This window comes from Arthrobacter sp. 05T423, assembly GCF_056396245.1.
The window spans coordinates 46761-61984 of record NZ_JBFTLC010000030.1 but is presented as its reverse complement, the minus strand read 5'-3'; the positions used below and the strand labels follow the sequence as shown (position 1 = coordinate 61984).

The following is a 15224-nucleotide window of genomic DNA, read 5'->3' as shown; positions in this document are numbered from 1 at the left end:
GATAACCTGAAGGTCACCACCTCGTTCCCGTCCAGCGCGCCGAACACCTTCCAGGGCCTGTCCTCCACCATCGGCTTCGACTTCACCGGCACCCAGCGCACCGGAACCACCAAATAACCCTGCACCGGTAACTCCCACCACCCCGGGCCCGGCACGGAACAGTGAACGCGGCAGTCTTGAGCAAATCCTGAGCTTTCGCCGCGTCAAGGCTGATCCGTGTCCGGCACACTGGGGAGCACACCGATTTGGCTTACCGTCCCTGACAGGAGGAGCGACCCCGTGGCGTCCCGCACCGGCCTCTGGCGTGTTGTTGTAGCCGGCACCGTGGTCCTCCTGGCGCTCATCGCCGGCCCCGCGCCCGCGTTCGCGCGCTTCACCGACACCGCGCACGCGGCAACGCCCTACAGCACGGGAACCATCGGAACACCTGCAGCAGCCCAAACCAACGCAGTCATCTCCTGCACCAAGACCTATTACTTCTTCACCACCGCCGTGATCACGGTGAAGTCGTACGGGAAGGTGAACCGGGCCACCGCCTACAGCATCAAGATCACCGACCCCGCAGGGACGATCCGCGACACGGGTGAACTCAGCCCCGACGCGGACTACACCTACCAGCGCACGTACCTGGCCGGGGACAACAAACCCTGGACCTACGAAATCCGCGCCTCCTACACGGCCCCCGGAACAACGAACACCTGGACCGCGAAAGACGCGCTCACCGGAACCCTCACCTGCACCTGAGCCGGACTTTTGGCGATGGGAGGAGCACGCGATCGGGGGCGCGCCACCGGGTGCAGCAGGGTGGTCAGGATCGAGCCGATCAACACAACGCCCAACGCACTGCAGGTCATCGTCGGCCGGCCGCTAGAGACCGTCCCCAGCGGCGACTGGCAGGTCTGCCAGAACGCTGACGGGCTGATCATTCAACCTCCCCTCAGAGCTGCGGTCCGCCCAGCTGATGTACGACTGAGACCTGGGCATGGACGGGCTGGCACGGGGCACCGCGGTGTTCCTCGACAACGGCGATCATGGCGGGGGAACACAAACGCCTGAGCACCTGATCCGGCTGCGCAGCAACTCTTCCACGTCCCGGGGGCCGCGCAACCTCAAGCACCGGACCACCGGAAAATGGCTCAGGGAGCCGGCGCTGGCTCATCGCGGAATAACCGGCAACGGATCGCGGCAAAACTGCACCACCGGATCCATGTAGTAGGAGGTAAGCGTTCACCACCGCCGCCAGGTACCAGACCGCGGCGAGGGACGGGTGCAGCTGCACGCGGCGGGCCTGCCTCAGCACTATCTCGTGCACACGAGCTGCGGCACCGTATCGGGGCCATGAGCCGGCCAACCAGTGGCCGGAACGAGCCGAATTTTTCATTCTCACGGCCGCAGCTTGGGAAAAGATTGGAGGCAACGTGTCCGAAGCCCGACACATGCCACCAGATTTGGGGGTAGCGCTTTCGATGAGAAGCGCCACTGTCGCGGGGCCATCGGTCCCCGGGAAGGACTCGAAACTTGAGTTCGGGCCCCTATACTGTCGCCCGTAGGCACCATGAGGCACATCCAGGTACAGGGGGCAGAAATGAAGAAACTTGCCGCAACACTTCTTATGACCGGCATTCTGGCGGTGGCAGGGTTCACTGCTCCAGCCAACGCGGCACCCAACGATCAGGGGGCCTCCACGTCAAAGACCGCGGTCAATTACGCAACCATCGGCTGGTGGCCGCACTAAAAGGTTAGCCGGCACGACAGGAGCCGCCCCGGACCAACAGAGCCGGGGCGGCTCCGGCAATTCACTGAAGAATGTCAAGCCGTCGCTTCCTATGGACGTGGGTGCAACCGCGGCGAGAAGCCGGACCGCCCGGACGCGGCTGGTCCCGGTCGTTGCCTTGCGGCGCTGACCGTCGAGCAGGTTCCCTTGTGGAGCTTTCCCCGCTGGCCGCGCGCGTCGTCCTCACCCAGGGCATCCGATCACCGGGTGATGAGCTTCCAGGAGCGCTACCGAGTCTGGGGTCGTGTCGCGGTGCAAGGGCGGGGGCCGGGGACCGCCGGCAGGCCGGGACTCTGCTGTTGCTGATGCCTTCAGTGTGTGTATTGGCGTGCTTCGGTGGGAGGTAACCATGCCGGGACCCTTCCCGGATCACATCCCGGATTTGAGCGTTTGCTTGAACGGCTGCCACATCGGGGCCTCGGCCCCCGGCACGTCCTTGAGGTCCTGCAGTACGCCCTCGTCCAGCACGGGGAGGTCCCGACCTCGGTCATGGGTCATGGCAGAGACTCCTCCTCGTTGCTGCCTGTTCCTGGGCATCATTCGCCCACTCAATTCAAGAAACCGCCGACCGGCAGAGCTGGTTCCAATCGAGCCCTCGCTGCCCTGTCGCACATCAGATGTCACCGCAGAGACAGGACCACAGGGGCGGGCCATCATCCTGGGAATGACCATGGAGTAGCAATGGGGCGGGCAACTTTTCGGGGCGTTGCTGGCCAGGGCAACCATCCGTAGAGCCGGAGGTCTTCGGGGTCTTGGACGTGGCCAAGGTGGTGGAGCAGAGCCTGTTCTGGGTGCCCAGGGGTGCTGGTAACGGACCGGAGCAGGGAGAGGCGAGTGTCAGGGTCGACGTTGGGGTCGGCGAGGATGTCGAGGATCAGGCACTTGAGCTGCACTTGCAGAAGCTCGCCCGGTTCACCCGGTTCGGCGGCCGGGGCCGGTTGGGCTGGTTCCAGTATTCCGGGCGGCAGTGTATGGCGCTGGTCGTCGTCAGTGGTGGGGATGAAGTCGGTGAGTGTCATGAGATCCGCCTTTCGTCTGCACGGGTGTGCTCAGCTACGGTTTTTGTTCGGCCTTGCGGTTCAGTTGATTGCCCGTGTGGTCGGGGTCCTCGCTGCTGAGGGTGATGTCATTTGTAGACGCGGACCCAGTCGATCTGCATCCAGCTTGCCTTGGTGGGTTTTCCGGTCGGAAACCAGTCGAGCTGCAGGGTCTGGTGCATCGCGGCCGGGGGCTGGTGGGCTTTGTTGGTGTCCGTGAACCACAGGAGGCCATCGATGTAGCCGGTGATCCCGGCAGGAGTCCACTGAACGGCGTAGTTATGCCACTGGGTGGTGTCGATCTTGCGTGCCGCCTGGGCCTGGTAGGGGTGGGGTCCGGGGCAGGCGTAGTGCAGGTTGAACTTCATCAGGGTCGTGTCGGTGAGCGACTCGCCGTAGTCGACCTCGGGGCAGGTTTTCACGGACGTGCCGGCGTTGGGCCACAGGAGCAGCACGGGGTGGTATTTCGGGTCGCGGACACTGGTTCTCATCCGGACTTCCCACCGTCCGTATTTTTGCAGGGCGAACTTCGCGGCCATCCCGCCCGTGGTGCCATAGGCGTTCCCGCTGACCGTTGCCACACCGCCGGCGACCTTCCACGCCTTCGGGCTACGGATCCCTTTGTTCGCGTGCCCGGCACCGTTGTAGACCATCCACTTCGTCGGATTCGGCGCACCGGTGTAGGAGAACTCGTCACCGGCAACGACCTTGCCCCACCCGTGCAGGACAGCTGCCTGGGCGCCGCCGGTGGCCGCTGTCACCACCAGATCCGGGTGCAGGACCGGCACGGTCCCGGCGGTGTTCCCGGTGAGGCTTCCCACGGCAAGGGCCAGTGCCGCGGCGGGGACGGTCAACCTTCGCATCAACAGCATGAGCTCTCCTCCTCCTGTAGCCCGGACTCCTGTAGCCCGGAGCCGCCGGCGCAGCGCGTGGGAGCGGCTGGAGGTCGCCGGACCCGGGGCAAACTAGGGGGAGTGCTATCCGGGTCCGGCGATCCTGTCCAGAAGCGGCCGATCGCGCGGTGCCACGTCTTCGGGACATGCAACACCATGGCAGGCAGGCCTTGGAAAAAGCCCGGATCCCGCCAATTAATGTTGCCTCAGGCCACCAATTAAGGGGGTAAGTAGCAGTTAACTCTTGGAAGGTGTGGTCCGCGGCCCCCGCCGGGGGCCGCCTTCCGCACCCTGTCTGCGCGGGCGCGTGGCCGGACCGGCCGAAAAACAGGTACCGGGCACACGTGCCCTACGCCCCTGACGGGTGTTAAATCAAAGTGGGCGGAGGCAGTGTTGAGGCCCATCCGGTCACTCAGGTCGCCGGTACGGGTGTGGTTTCCGGGCGTGCCCGTCCGGAGTGAGACAGGGCCGGCGACGTGAGTGCCCTCTGAGACCGGGGCATCTCCCCCAGCCGTCGCCGGCCCTCCACCCACACCAGGGACCCGGGGACCCTTCTCCGCCCCCCGGGGCGGTGGGACGATGAGTCACATGAAGGAGAGCCAGTTACAGGGTGCGCCGCCGCTGTCCCCGAGCGGTGCAGGAAATCACGGGCACCCGGCACATCCGGGGAATCACGGAATCCTGTCCACGCAACAACTGCGTGCCGTGGGCCGAAGGCGCCGGGACGCCGAAGAAAAACTCGAACAGCACCAGCAGGACGCCCGGCATAAAGCCAAACCAGAAAACGGACCGGAGAACGTGCCGGCCCAGCAGTGATAATTACGGGCCGGGTCCCGGCATGTGACCGGTGGATAGAATCGCTGGATGTCTGTCACACGCAATGTCGCCTGGGACGGGCGTCTGGAGTCCTTCAAAGGCAGGGACACGACGCATTACGTGACCACGGCGGCAGCCATCGCCACCGCATGCGCTGCCTGCCGCCGGCCGCTGCAGCCCGACGAACCCCTGTCATTGAGCGTCGAGATCATCGAGAGCACGGCCCCGGACGGGACTGAGTACGTCACGTTCGTTGACTATGTCTGCCACCGGCAGTGCAGCGAACCGGGCCTCACCGTGCGCACGGCACCGTGGCGGCCGACAGATCTGACCCCTCTCGCCGCACGGCTGGTACTCACACAGCAGCCCCACGCCGGCAATCCCGGCATCATCGTCCCGGTGCTGGCGTACACGCTGGTCCCGGTCGTTGCCTTCCGCGAACACGCCGGGGAACTGACCTCCGCACTGGTTTCGATTCTGCTCTCCCACGGCTTCCAGCTCGCCATGAGCCCGGACTACACCGACATCCTGGACCAGGCCACCGAGGTGACCGGCAACTGCAGCCTGACCATCACGGGCGACAACCTCGTCACCCTGAATATCGCCGGGGAAACCGTCTACGCCGAGCAGCTTGACCCAATGAAGCCAGACGATGCCGAATGGCTGGAGCAGGCCGCAGCAGAAGGCAGCGTCCTGGTCATCAGCGGCGACAACCTGGTCATCACCGACACCGAGCTGGACGTTGACGCCGCCGCATCCCTGGGCACCTTGGTCATCGGGAAAGTCACCGTCCGCTTCTGACAGGGGCCCTGCAGTCATGACCGTCAGAAAGGACGCTGGCCCCCGGGCGGTCCTGGCGGCTACAGAGGACGGATGTTCTCCGCCTGCGGACCCTTCGGGCCCTGGATTACCTCGAATTGGACTTTCTGGTTCTCTTCCAGCGAACGGTAGCCGCCGGAAGAGATCGCGGAGTAATGGGCAAAGACGTCCTTGGACCCGTCATCAGGGGCGATGAAGCCAAAGCCCTTTTCGGAATTGAACCACTTCACTGTCCCTGTCGCCATGCCCGCTGCCCCTGGTATCTCTTGCCTTTGCCGAGGGCTGTTTTTACCCGCGACGCTGGGAGCCGTCTCCCGCTGATCCCCAAACTACGGCTCCATTTCAGCGGGCACAAGGCGCCGACGACGGACGGATTCGCGACCGGAGCCGGGCTGGGTGTCCAACTGCGATGGGGAAACCAGTAGACCGTGCGTCGCCGGCCTATTGATCCATTGACTGTTTCTCCACACCCATGGTTGTCTTTAAGCCCGTTCTGCTGCATCAACATCCCAACGAAATACCACCGGTCCCGGCGTCCCGGAAGATGTCGACCCCTAATTGGCCCTGCTCCTAAGCCTGGCTCGGGTCCCCCCATCCCCGACCGGTTCCGGCCCTTTCCGGCTGGCCATAACGTTGCATTTAGCGGCGCTGCGTCCACGACAGCACGATCGACGGCCCGTGTTAGAACAGCTTTTCCACGACTGCCTGGGTGAGTTGATGAATGATCCTGGTTCGTGCCGGGATATCCGCCGTGCTGCTGCCCAGGGTGTACACGACAAAGGCGTAGGCGCGCGGGCCTTGGACCAGGATGGACGCGTCGTGCAGGTACCCATTCAGCAGTCCGTACTTATGGAAGACCGTGATGGTGGGTGGGACTGCGGCGGGGATCAGGGTTTCGTAGTTCGTGTGTTGCATGTAGGAGAGCAACTGGTTCGCGTGGGCAAGGCTGATCAAACGCACGGTGTAGAGGAGGTAGAGCAGTGTTGCGGTTTCAGCGGGGGAAAGCTCGTTGAGGGTTCTGTAGTAGGAAATTCCGAGTGCGGCGGCGTAATCGTAGATTCTCTGGTTACCGATGGCGGCAAGAATCAGCGCCCAGGATTGGTTGTTGCTCTGCTGGATCATCTGGTGGATCTGGTAGGCCGCGGTGTGGCCGCCCATCGGTGCCGTGAGGGACAACAGGCCCCGTTCGGCATAGTGGTAGTACGCGGCCGCCGCCAGGATCTTCCCCGTGCTGGCCGCGACGAACTTTCCCTGCACGCCGTAGGTGTGGAGGACACCGTCGGACATATCAATCACGGCAACTCCCAGCCCGTACTGCGGGTACGTGCCGATGATGGTGTTCAGCCGTTTCCGGAGAGCGACGAAGGGCGGTGCAACCGGCGCCTGTGCAACCGGAACCTGTGCAACCGGGCGGACCGGCACGGGCTTTGGAACAGGAGTAACCTTCGAGGCCGGTGCGGGTTTGCGGGCTGGAGCCTTCGGAACCGCCGGCGTCTTTGCCGCCGTGGTCCGCTGGAGTGCAGTGGCGCTGGCCGACGGGACGGCTTTGGTGGTCGCCACGGCGGCCCGTGGCGCGGACTGGTTCGGGCTGGGTGTTGCTGGAGGCTTGGCTGTGGGTGCCGTAGAGGGAACGGCTACCAACGAGGCCGGCGCCGGCCCGTCGTCGGGAGGCTTCGGCGGGGGGATGCTGATTGATGCGAAGGTTGTGGTTGCCGCAATGGCGAGGGCTGTGCCTATGGTCAGCAGTGGACGCCGGAACTCGGTGCGGTGCCGGCCTGCCCGCGAGGCTCGGTGTGCCGGCCGTTTCTGGCGTGCCCGGGCGTAGGGCCGGCTCAAGGACTCACGCATGGCCGGAACCGGACATGCGTCGTGTCTGCCAATTCCTCAACACGCAACCGCCCCAATGTCATCAGCTGGTCGTCACTTCACACGGGATAGCGACAGGGTGAGCGTGAAACCTTGGGAAAACCTTGGAAAGTGGTGGCCTTAAGCCACCAAAACGGGGGGATTGGCCTGCCAGCCTGAGTAGTAGGATCAGAAGTAAGAGAGCAGGGGGCCTCGAATGATCCGGAAATCCAGCCTTTTTCTCGGCAGGGACTGACAGGCTCTGGACACTTGGCCGATGGAGGCCGCTATTTCCCTCCAGAGAGTCGATCCTGACTACTGGCCGCGATTGGCAGGAGGGCATGGCGGGCATGCTGCAACACCGGAACGAAACGGATCAGACGCACGCCGTTACCGCGTTTTGGCGGTGGTGGTCAGCAGAGGGTGCAGGGCGCCTCCATGATGCAGTCACAACAGGTGACTACGGAGACCTTCCGAACACCATCGATAGCATGGTCAAGGCGATTGGCCGTGGGCTCAGCTGGGAGACCGCACCGGGCGTGCATGCCCGGCACCAGTTCTGTGTTTCAGGCCGGGGGGACCCCAGGCTGCGGGTCCTGGCCGAGCGGTGGCGGCGGGCTTCACCCCCGCCCACGTCCAGCTGGGAATTCGCTGGAGCCAGACATCAGAGACCCGGCATGCTCGCGGTCACCTTCGACGTTGGTGGAACCCCGATCAACCTACGCCTGAGCCGTGTCTCAGCGACCCTGGACGAAGAACGGGCCCGGGCGCACATCAGCGTCCACCACCCGGCCTTCACCAGATTGACCCCCGGCCAAAGGCACCAGATCTCCTGCCTGCTGCTGGAATGGCTGCTCGGAGAAGACAACATCCAGCGATGGATCGGTAGCGTCACCGCCACTGAGACCGAAGCCACAGACACCCTGCCAGCGACATCCCTTCCCGAGATCATCGACGCGATGACCGCCCGGCATGCGCATATCCGCTGGACACTGCAGGACGCCGGAACACCATCCGGGCCCCGCACGATCATCAAGGCGCTCCGCCCCCTGCGGTGGATCGACCATCCCCTGCTGGATCTGCACACGGCCCTCCAGGTCAGCTACCCGCAGACCCGTCCGGACGGGCTTCCGGATTACGACGAAGCAATCGACCTGCACAGGCTCGAAGAGAAGCTGACAGCAGTCCTCGGACCCCGCGGCCTGCTTGCCGCCACCCAGACATCAAACGGCCGACGCATCCTGCACTGCTACACAGACTCGGAAGACCAGAACGGCCGGGACACCATCGACCGCTTCGCGGCAAACTGGCCCCACACCGAAGTGACCCACACCCACGACCCCGGATGGACTCTAATCAACCCATTCAGTTAGCCGCAGGATGTTCGGTCCTGCCTCCGGCGCCTCACAGCTGTCCCCGACGAGGCTGGATCCAAGTCCCTGCGGCGCCGACGTTCAAGCCAGCCAGCTTCTCGACGAAAGTCTTCTTGACCTTGCGGCATGCTCCAACGCGGACAGCACCTTGACGACATAGTCACCGACCTAGATGGCGTCGCCAAGATCTTAGACGTCGAAAATTTCAGCAGGCGCCCAAGGGATGCAATGGTCTTGGATCAGGCCGTGCTGGTGGTCCTGAATGGCGCTGACATACTCACCCAGGCCCACCGCAGAGGCCCCATCATCTGACGCGCGGGAGAGTTGGCTATCACGCCCTTCATGGCAGCGGCTGGACGTAAGCCGAGACGAAACCCTGACCCCTTGGACTGGGGGTTGAACGTTCCATCCGTTTGAGTGCCCCAAGAATTTCACAACTGAGCGATTCTTAGGCCCGGCATTTCACATCCCTTGGGAATGTCCGCAAAGATCGTATCGGTACCATCGGACACGAAAGGGTGAAGATGACCCCGAACAACAGCATTAAGAACTCTGGATCTCTCTCGGTACAGCTAAGTACCAATTTGTGGTCTGAGATGGTTTCATGCGGTGGGACGGACTGAGCGTGGACCCCAAGTACCTTGAAGCTCTCTTCGCCAAGTACCCCGAGCGTCTGACGCCTCAGCACCTCGAAGAAATCTTCGGGCTCTCCCGGAACACCGTGTACCGCTGGCTCCAAACCGGAGTGATTCCTGCTTACCAAGTCGAGAAGACATGGTTGGTCTCCAGAGATCAGGTCAAGGACTGGGTCTGGGAAAACCGGAACACCCTCAGGAGGGGCCAGGCGCCGGAAGTAATTGAGGACCAGCCCCAGAGCGAAGAGGCCGAGCAGGTGTGAGGGTGGCACATGCAGATACACAGGAATGGACCTGTGCTGGATGCTGGTGCCGTCCTGGCCTCCGGCGGTGAATACGCCAACTTCGGTGCCGCGTCGTCGCAGACACCTTGGACCATGACGCCTGGGGCGTGGTGGTCATCGACATGAGCACCGTGGGTGGTCGGCGGGAGTGCCGATCTTGCCAGAACGAACGCGGCGTCTGGCTCAGGCCGGCCGTGTGGACCCTGCCCCCTGACGCCCCGATAGGCTTGAGGCTTCCGATGAGAAAAGGCAGGGCCCGTGGGGGGAATGCATGGTTTCGGCCTTACGGACAGGCCGTTGGCGGAGTTGTACCGGACGACGACGGGGCCGGTGGCGTTCATTGATGAGTCTTACCGGGAGCCGCTGTATTCGGATGAGCGGCCCTTTTATTCGATGTCGGCCGTCATCGTTGGCCGTGACCAGGGTGCGCTGGTGCGTGATGTGCTGATGGACATTCCGGGCAGCCGGTACTGGCACACGACCGATGCCTACCGCACGCCGGCCGGTAAGCGGGTCATTAAGGAAATGATTGATTACGTTGCCGGGGCCGCTGACTTCAACATCGTCACCGTCCAGACCCAGATCCGGCGGGACGATCCCGGCATGAAAACCGCGCGGCAGGAATGCCTGGGCGCCCTGACGAAGGAACTCACCCGGGGTGCGGGCGAGAACGCGGTACGGCTCCTGGTGGTCGAGTCCCGGAACGCCAAGGTGCATCCGGGCGGGGACGCCGACGACGCCCGGGTGATCAGGCAGCTGCGGTCCGCGGGCAGCATCGACCGTGCCGTGCACGTTCACCACACCTCGCCGGGCAAGGAGCCCCTGTTGTGGGCGGCCGACCTGAGTGTGTGGGCTTTTAGGCGGAACCTCGCCGTCGGGGACGGGCAGTGGTTCGAACCGTTGCAGGGCATCTCGACGGTGCTGCACGTGGACGGCGCGGATGTGTCCGTTAAAAGAAGCAACCCCCATCTGCCTCAGCCAAGTCCGGGGGTCCAGCAGACTGTCTCCCATGAATCCGGCCGTGACCGGGGCAGAGGGCCCGCTGTTGCTTCGCCCTCAAGTCTAGTGTTCGACGGGACCGAAAGCGAAGCGCTGGGCCGGATCCGGCGCATCGCGGCGGGCGCCGGGAAGAATGTTGAGCAGGAAGTGACACTGGCCGTGGCCACCAACGAACCCCGCCGGCTGGTGGCCGCGGCCAACGTCTACCTGAGGCAGTCCCGGCAACCGCAGGGGCAGCCGCGGCCGCGCACCGAGGACGCCATCACCCGGGCAGCTGAGGCGATCATGCAGCCGCAGGGGGCGGGAAAGGTCAAGGCCGCCCTGGAGCAGCTGCGCCAACAGCGCGCGGCCGACGCGGACAGCATCGCCGCCGCCGAAGGACCGGGCCAGCAAAGAAGCCATCGTCCCGGGTATCAGCGATAGCCCGGGCGATGGCCTCTCCCCTCCCCCAACTGCGGGAGGGCAGCGGAGGACCGGCAAGAAGGTGGGATGGTTGCCGGCCCTCCAGGACTATGGGCAGCCCCGTGTTGAGGCCGCCTCGTTTTAGGCGGGGAGGTCTTCGGTGACGTAGTCGGCCACGGACCATGCCCCGTTGCTCCGGGTCAGGACCAGGAAGATGTTCCGCTTCCGCTGATCGGTCTTCAGGTGTTTGCCGTCGGCGTCGCGCCAGGTCCAAGTGGCGGTGAAGTTCCGGTAGGCGGTCGTTTCGGTGTCGGTTCCTTCGTCCCCGTCAACTGGTACGCCGGGCCCAATAGAAGGTTCGGAGAAGGCCCCCAAAGGTGCGAGTTCCAGCCACAGCGCCTGGGAGGCGTTGCGTTGCGGCTCCACGGTGCGGGCCGCCAGCGCCGGAGTCATCAGCGGACGGGCGCGGACCGCGGCCGCCGTCTCCGTCCGGTCGTTCGCGACGTCCCAGCTCGTGATCAGTGCGGCGAACGCGGTAGCGGCCTTGTCCGGGTTGGCGCGATCGACCTCGAGCAGATGCTTCACGGTCGCGTCGAACGGCACCGGCTTCGGTGTCGCGCTCACGGACGGGGTTGGGGCAGGTTGTCCGTCGGTCGTGCCCTGCCCGCAGCCCGACAACGGCAGCATGGAAGCAAGAGCAACAGCGGCGAAGGTCTTGGTGAGCCTCATAGAACGCCTTTGCCTTTCAGGATGGGTGTCGGGTCAATGGGTTTCACTTCGCCGAGTTTGGGATCGACGGCGCCGAGGCGGGGGTCTTTCGGTGCGCCTTGGTACATTTCGAAGTGCAGGTGCCGGCCGGTGACGTTCCCAGTGGCTCCTTCGGTGCCGAGCGGGGTGCCGGCGGAGACCGTGTCGCCTTCCTTCACGCGCAGGGATCCGGCTTCCATGTGGGAGTAGGTGGCGGTGAGTTTGCCGTCCAGGCTCACCCCGGCCACCCAGGTGCCGCTGCTGGACTGCAGCTCGTGGGCGATAACGATCTTCATGTCCATCACGGCCACGACCGTCCCGGCCGATCCCGGTGTGGCGAAGTCGATCCCGTAGTGGAAGTTCCCGCCAATGTTCAACGTCCCCGCGGGTGTGGGGCGTGGCCCGTACCCGGAGATGAACGTTGAGCCGGGCAGCGGCTTGGACCATTTGCCGGTCAGCGCCCCGATCTCGACGTCGCCGCTGGCCGGGCAGGATTCGCCGTACTTCTCCTGGGCGGTGCGCATGATCTTGTCCACGTAATCGCGGGTCTCGGCGAACGCCGGGATCCCTTTCGCCGCTTCCACGGCGCCGGGACCGGCGTTGTACCCGGCAAGGGCCAGACGGACGATGTCCTGCCCGCTGCTCCTGGCCACCGGGAGCAGCTGTTTGATGAGGGCGGCCATGTAGCGGCCCTGGGCGGCGATGGCATGGGTGGGGTTCAGGATGTCGCCGCCTTCGCCGTACGATGCCCAGGTGCCGGGCATGAATTGGGCCAGCCCTGCTGCGCCCGCGCCGGACGTGGCGTTCGGGTTCCAGCCGCTTTCGGCTTCCAGCTGCGCGGCGAGCACGGCGGCCGGCACACCGGCGGTCTTCGCCGCCGCGGCCACCGCCCCGCCCCAGCCGTTGGGGATCTCCTCCTGATTGAAGGCCTTGCCGTTGACACTGGTGCAGGCCGCCTGTGCCGGGGCAGTTCCGCCGCCGACGGAGAGAACGGCGACCAGCAGCAGGCACGCCACGATGAGGATCGGAAGCGCCGGAACCAGAAGCAACAGCCCGGCTTTACGCATGCGCACGTTCCCCTGTGCCGGCTGCAGCGCCGGCTGTTTCCTGCCCAGCTATTTCTCGTGCCTTGGTTTCGTGGTTGAGGAAGGCGGTGAAGTCGTCGCTGGCGGGGGTGAGTTGCAGGCCGGGGCTGGTGGCGTCGAAGTGTTCCTGGCCTTCCATGCAGTTTTTGAAGGTCATCCGCTGGGACAGGGAGTCCATGGTCGGCCAGAGTGCGCGGCTGAACCATTCGGTGAGTTCGAAGCCGGGTTTGGTGTTCTTGGACCGGTAGGCGGCCTTGTGCGCGACCATCAGCGCGGTCAGCAGTTCGACGGCGTCGGGGTGGCGGTACCAGCACGCGGGGATCCACCCGGCGGAGTTGGAGGAGTGCCGCAGGATCCTGTTCTGCAGCCAGACCACAAACCCGTCCAGCTCGGTCCACAGGTCCCTGGCCTGCTCGCCGGTCAGGTCCGCCCAGTACCACGGCCCGCCGGCCGGGGCGCTGGAGATCTCTTCGAACAGCCCGGCGGCGAGTTCCTCAACGGCACCCATCCGCTCCAGAAGCTCCGGAATAACCTCAACCCCCGGTACCCCGCCAGACGGAGGCGTACCGGCAGGTTCAGGTGCCCGGGCGGGGATGGATGGTGCCGCGTCCTCGGGCGGGAGCCAGGCGTCGTCGGGCATGGGGTCTTCTTCGGGCGGCGGTTCGTGGTTCATGAGGTGGCCTGCAGGGTTGCTTCGGCGGCGGTTTCGTTGTCGGCGGCCTGGGCGGCGTTCTCGGCGGTGATGCCTTCCTGTTTCAGGCACCAGGCGCGGGAGGCCCTGAACTTTTCGCTGTCGGGCCGTTCCCACCAGGGCACGACGTTGACGACGGCCTCGATTTCGCGGTACATCAGCAGGACCCGGCCCTGGGGGAGCTTGCGGATCTCATCGACCCGCATCTTCTGATCGAGCTGTTTGGACTTGGAGATGTTCACCGAGGCCACGCCGTCCTTGCCGGTCGAGGATGAGGTGGAGGTGTGTTCGACCCAGTGCCGGCCGATCAGGTCCGAAATCTTGGTCAGGAAATTCACGTCCGAGATCCCGCCGAAGATCGTCTTGGCGGCCGCGGAATCGAAGATCGTTTCCGCGCCTTCCTCGCCCCACCGGTTCACCAGCTGGGAGTAGGTCTGGACGAACACGGAGGTGTGGATGCCGTTCCCGCCACCTTCGGACATGAGCGAGGGCAGGGACGGCAGGGCGCAGGTGTTCGCCGCCTCGTCCAGGATCACGGAGACGGGGACGTCCAGTTTCCCCGAGGCCATTGCACCGGATCTGCGGATCCCCGCCTGCACAAGGGATTCGACCAGGGCGGTGACGATCGGGGCGGTGGAGGCGTTCATCGACACCCGGGTCAGGCAGTACAGCGTGTTCGCCTCGTCCGTGAAGGTGTCCACGTTGATGCCGGGGTCATCGTCCGTGGGACACAGCATCGACAGGACGTTCTCGTTCTTCATCGGCCCGGTGATCTTGCCCAGGGTGGTTTTGGTGTTGCCGATCGTGTCCGGGTTGTTTTGCCGGCACCACTCATCGAGGTTCCCCGCCCAGGTCTTCACCGTCGGGGACTGTTGCCGGAGGATGTTCGCCGGTTCGTGCTCCGAGAAGTTCTGGGACCAGCGCAGCACGTCCCGCATCGAGCCCCCGGTCTTGAGCGCGGCGGCGTGCAACAGGGCCTCGAGGATCATCACGCAGCCGGAGTCGAAGTACCGGTCGGCCGAGGACGGGGCGCCGGTGCGGGGCATGGCGTTGACCATGGCCGAGGCCCGTTCGGAGGCGATCTGCGGGTCCTGGCAGCCGGCGACCATGTCCCAGCGGAGCTTGTCCGGGTACTGGCTGAGCCCGTCGAAGTCGGCGACGTAGACCTTGCCCGCGTCTTTGCGCACCCCGGCGGTCAGGCGCAGCACGTCCGGGCGTGTGGAGGTGGTGATGACCGCGCCGGACGCGTCGGCGACCATCCCGGCGACCATGTAGGTGGTCTTTCCCCACTTGGGCGGGGCGACGGTGCAGGCGGTGTCTTCGAGGCGGATGGCGATCTCGTGCCCGTCCAGGACGTACACGGCCGGGGCGAGCGAGGACGCATCGGCGCCTTCGATGCGGGTCCTGATGCCCTTGGCGGTGCTCATGCCCTTCTCCCCCGTCCGGGCCTTCCGGTACCGGGCCCGCAGCGCCTTCACCCCGAACAACGCACCAACATAGGCAGCGACCAGCAGCACGACCAGGCTGGCCCAGACGGTGACGGGCCAGCCCCACTCATCGCCGGGGTGACCGTTCACCGCGACCGGTGAGGCTGTCTTCGACGGTGCGATCAGGGCTATGACGGAGTCGAGCAGGGCTTTCCAGGTCGCCGGCCAGTCCGCGAAGGCCAATCCGGTGGTCCAGACCAGGGCGACGTGCCACAGGAAGGCGGCCAGGACCGCGAGGACGGCGAGTTCGCGTTCGGTCCGTTTGACGGTGGAGCCGGACGGGTTGTGCTTGTCGACGGTGATGTTCCCGCTCATTGGTCTTGTTCCCCCTTTTGGT

At 65.0% G+C, this 15224-nt stretch carries 16 protein-coding genes; 7 read left to right on the top strand and 9 right to left on the bottom strand.

Annotated features, from left to right (window positions below; genetic code table 11):
- Nucleotides 1–279: 279 nt before the first annotated feature.
- From AC1DFE_RS18935 to AC1DFE_RS18925, 3 genes are all read left to right on the top strand, one after another.
- Entirely contained in the window at nucleotides 280–744 is a 465-nt protein-coding gene (locus AC1DFE_RS18935) for a SipW-dependent-type signal peptide-containing protein (protein ID WP_476907407.1), read from the top strand.
- Between the two features lie 238 nt (nucleotides 745–982).
- Nucleotides 983–1213, top strand: coding sequence for a hypothetical protein (locus tag AC1DFE_RS18930; protein ID WP_476907406.1), 231 nt, complete (start codon nucleotides 983–985; stop codon nucleotides 1211–1213).
- Nucleotides 1214–1585: 372 nt separating this feature from the next.
- Nucleotides 1586–1735: a hypothetical protein gene (locus AC1DFE_RS18925; RefSeq protein ID WP_476907405.1), complete on the top strand. Its 150-nt coding sequence runs from the start codon at nucleotides 1586–1588 to the stop codon at nucleotides 1733–1735.
- Between the two features lie 408 nt (nucleotides 1736–2143).
- On the opposite strand, the gene AC1DFE_RS18920 is transcribed toward AC1DFE_RS18925, so the two are convergent.
- The 3 genes from AC1DFE_RS18920 to AC1DFE_RS18910 form a co-directional block, all read right to left on the bottom strand.
- Nucleotides 2144–2272: a hypothetical protein gene (locus tag AC1DFE_RS18920; RefSeq protein WP_476907404.1), complete on the bottom strand. Its 129-nt coding sequence runs from the start codon at nucleotides 2270–2272 to the stop codon at nucleotides 2144–2146.
- A gap of 155 nt (nucleotides 2273–2427) precedes the next feature.
- Nucleotides 2428–2793 carry a hypothetical protein gene (locus AC1DFE_RS18915; RefSeq protein ID WP_476907403.1) on the bottom strand — a complete coding sequence of 122 codons (366 nt, stop codon included), beginning with the start codon at nucleotides 2791–2793 and terminating at the stop codon, nucleotides 2428–2430.
- A gap of 107 nt (nucleotides 2794–2900) precedes the next feature.
- Nucleotides 2901–3683 (bottom strand): glycoside hydrolase family 16 protein, encoded by a 783-nt coding sequence (locus AC1DFE_RS18910; protein ID WP_476907402.1) that lies wholly within the window; start codon nucleotides 3681–3683, stop codon nucleotides 2901–2903.
- Between the two features lie 885 nt (nucleotides 3684–4568).
- On the opposite strand from AC1DFE_RS18910, the gene AC1DFE_RS18905 reads away from it, so the two are divergent.
- Nucleotides 4569–5321, top strand: a complete 753-nt coding sequence (locus AC1DFE_RS18905; protein ID WP_476907401.1) for a hypothetical protein — start codon at nucleotides 4569–4571, stop codon at nucleotides 5319–5321.
- A 59-nt stretch (nucleotides 5322–5380) separates the two neighbouring features.
- Here AC1DFE_RS18905 and AC1DFE_RS18900 read toward each other — a convergent pair whose 3' ends face one another.
- Both AC1DFE_RS18900 and AC1DFE_RS18895 read right to left on the bottom strand, forming a co-directional pair.
- Nucleotides 5381–5584: a cold-shock protein gene (locus tag AC1DFE_RS18900; RefSeq protein WP_476907400.1), complete on the bottom strand. Its 204-nt coding sequence runs from the start codon at nucleotides 5582–5584 to the stop codon at nucleotides 5381–5383.
- Between the two features lie 436 nt (nucleotides 5585–6020).
- Nucleotides 6021–7187 (bottom strand): serine hydrolase, encoded by a 1167-nt coding sequence (locus AC1DFE_RS18895; protein ID WP_476907399.1) that lies wholly within the window; start codon nucleotides 7185–7187, stop codon nucleotides 6021–6023.
- A 674-nt stretch (nucleotides 7188–7861) separates the two neighbouring features.
- Between AC1DFE_RS18895 and AC1DFE_RS18890 the strand changes: the two genes are divergently transcribed.
- From AC1DFE_RS18890 to AC1DFE_RS18880, 3 genes are all read left to right on the top strand, one after another.
- Nucleotides 7862–8557 carry a DUF695 domain-containing protein gene (locus AC1DFE_RS18890; protein ID WP_476907398.1) on the top strand — a complete coding sequence of 232 codons (696 nt, stop codon included), beginning with the start codon at nucleotides 7862–7864 and terminating at the stop codon, nucleotides 8555–8557.
- Nucleotides 8558–9161: 604 nt separating this feature from the next.
- Nucleotides 9162–9455, top strand: a complete 294-nt coding sequence (locus AC1DFE_RS18885; protein ID WP_476907397.1) for a helix-turn-helix domain-containing protein — start codon at nucleotides 9162–9164, stop codon at nucleotides 9453–9455.
- A 279-nt stretch (nucleotides 9456–9734) separates the two neighbouring features.
- Nucleotides 9735–10898: a hypothetical protein gene (locus AC1DFE_RS18880; RefSeq protein WP_476907396.1), complete on the top strand. Its 1164-nt coding sequence runs from the start codon at nucleotides 9735–9737 to the stop codon at nucleotides 10896–10898.
- Nucleotides 10899–11018: 120 nt separating this feature from the next.
- Here the strand turns inward: AC1DFE_RS18880 and AC1DFE_RS18875 are convergent, their stop codons facing one another.
- The 4 genes from AC1DFE_RS18875 to AC1DFE_RS18860 are packed head-to-tail and all read right to left on the bottom strand — an operon-like array spanning nucleotide 11019 to nucleotide 15202.
- Complete coding sequence (locus AC1DFE_RS18875; protein ID WP_476907395.1) at nucleotides 11019–11606, bottom strand: hypothetical protein; 588 nt, start codon at nucleotides 11604–11606, stop codon at nucleotides 11019–11021.
- Nucleotides 11603–12691, bottom strand: a complete 1089-nt coding sequence (locus AC1DFE_RS18870; RefSeq protein ID WP_476907394.1) for a peptidoglycan DD-metalloendopeptidase family protein — start codon at nucleotides 12689–12691, stop codon at nucleotides 11603–11605. Before AC1DFE_RS18870 ends, AC1DFE_RS18875 begins: the two co-directional genes overlap by 4 nt.
- Nucleotides 12684–13382: a DUF4913 domain-containing protein gene (locus tag AC1DFE_RS18865; protein ID WP_476907393.1), complete on the bottom strand. Its 699-nt coding sequence runs from the start codon at nucleotides 13380–13382 to the stop codon at nucleotides 12684–12686. The genes AC1DFE_RS18870 and AC1DFE_RS18865 overlap by 8 nt, the downstream gene beginning before the upstream one ends.
- Entirely contained in the window at nucleotides 13379–15202 is a 1824-nt protein-coding gene (locus tag AC1DFE_RS18860) for a type IV secretory system conjugative DNA transfer family protein (protein WP_476907392.1), read from the bottom strand. Before AC1DFE_RS18860 ends, AC1DFE_RS18865 begins: the two co-directional genes overlap by 4 nt.
- Between the last annotated feature and the right edge of the window lie 22 nt (nucleotides 15203–15224).

What these genes read in the sequence shown, in the direction of transcription:
- AC1DFE_RS18930 (WP_476907406.1), top strand. Translation starts at nt 983, where the DNA reads ATGGACGGGCTGGCACGGGGCACCGCGGTGTTCCTCGACAACGGCGAT.
- AC1DFE_RS18925 (WP_476907405.1), top strand. Translation starts at nt 1,586, where the DNA reads ATGAAGAAACTTGCCGCAACACTTCTTATGACCGGCATTCTGGCGGTG.
- AC1DFE_RS18920 (WP_476907404.1), bottom strand. Translation starts at nt 2,272, where the DNA reads ATGACCCATGACCGAGGTCGGGACCTCCCCGTGCTGGACGAGGGCGTA.
- AC1DFE_RS18915 (WP_476907403.1), bottom strand. Translation starts at nt 2,793, where the DNA reads ATGACACTCACCGACTTCATCCCCACCACTGACGACGACCAGCGCCAT.
- AC1DFE_RS18910 (WP_476907402.1), bottom strand. Translation starts at nt 3,683, where the DNA reads ATGCTGTTGATGCGAAGGTTGACCGTCCCCGCCGCGGCACTGGCCCTT.
- AC1DFE_RS18905 (WP_476907401.1), top strand. Translation starts at nt 4,569, where the DNA reads ATGTCTGTCACACGCAATGTCGCCTGGGACGGGCGTCTGGAGTCCTTC.
- AC1DFE_RS18900 (WP_476907400.1), bottom strand. Translation starts at nt 5,584, where the DNA reads ATGGCGACAGGGACAGTGAAGTGGTTCAATTCCGAAAAGGGCTTTGGC.
- AC1DFE_RS18895 (WP_476907399.1), bottom strand. Translation starts at nt 7,187, where the DNA reads ATGCGTGAGTCCTTGAGCCGGCCCTACGCCCGGGCACGCCAGAAACGG.
- AC1DFE_RS18890 (WP_476907398.1), top strand. Translation starts at nt 7,862, where the DNA reads ATGCTCGCGGTCACCTTCGACGTTGGTGGAACCCCGATCAACCTACGC.
- AC1DFE_RS18885 (WP_476907397.1), top strand. Translation starts at nt 9,162, where the DNA reads ATGCGGTGGGACGGACTGAGCGTGGACCCCAAGTACCTTGAAGCTCTC.
- AC1DFE_RS18875 (WP_476907395.1), bottom strand. Translation starts at nt 11,606, where the DNA reads ATGAGGCTCACCAAGACCTTCGCCGCTGTTGCTCTTGCTTCCATGCTG.
- AC1DFE_RS18870 (WP_476907394.1), bottom strand. Translation starts at nt 12,691, where the DNA reads ATGCGTAAAGCCGGGCTGTTGCTTCTGGTTCCGGCGCTTCCGATCCTC.
- AC1DFE_RS18865 (WP_476907393.1), bottom strand. Translation starts at nt 13,382, where the DNA reads ATGAACCACGAACCGCCGCCCGAAGAAGACCCCATGCCCGACGACGCC.
- AC1DFE_RS18860 (WP_476907392.1), bottom strand. Translation starts at nt 15,202, where the DNA reads ATGAGCGGGAACATCACCGTCGACAAGCACAACCCGTCCGGCTCCACC.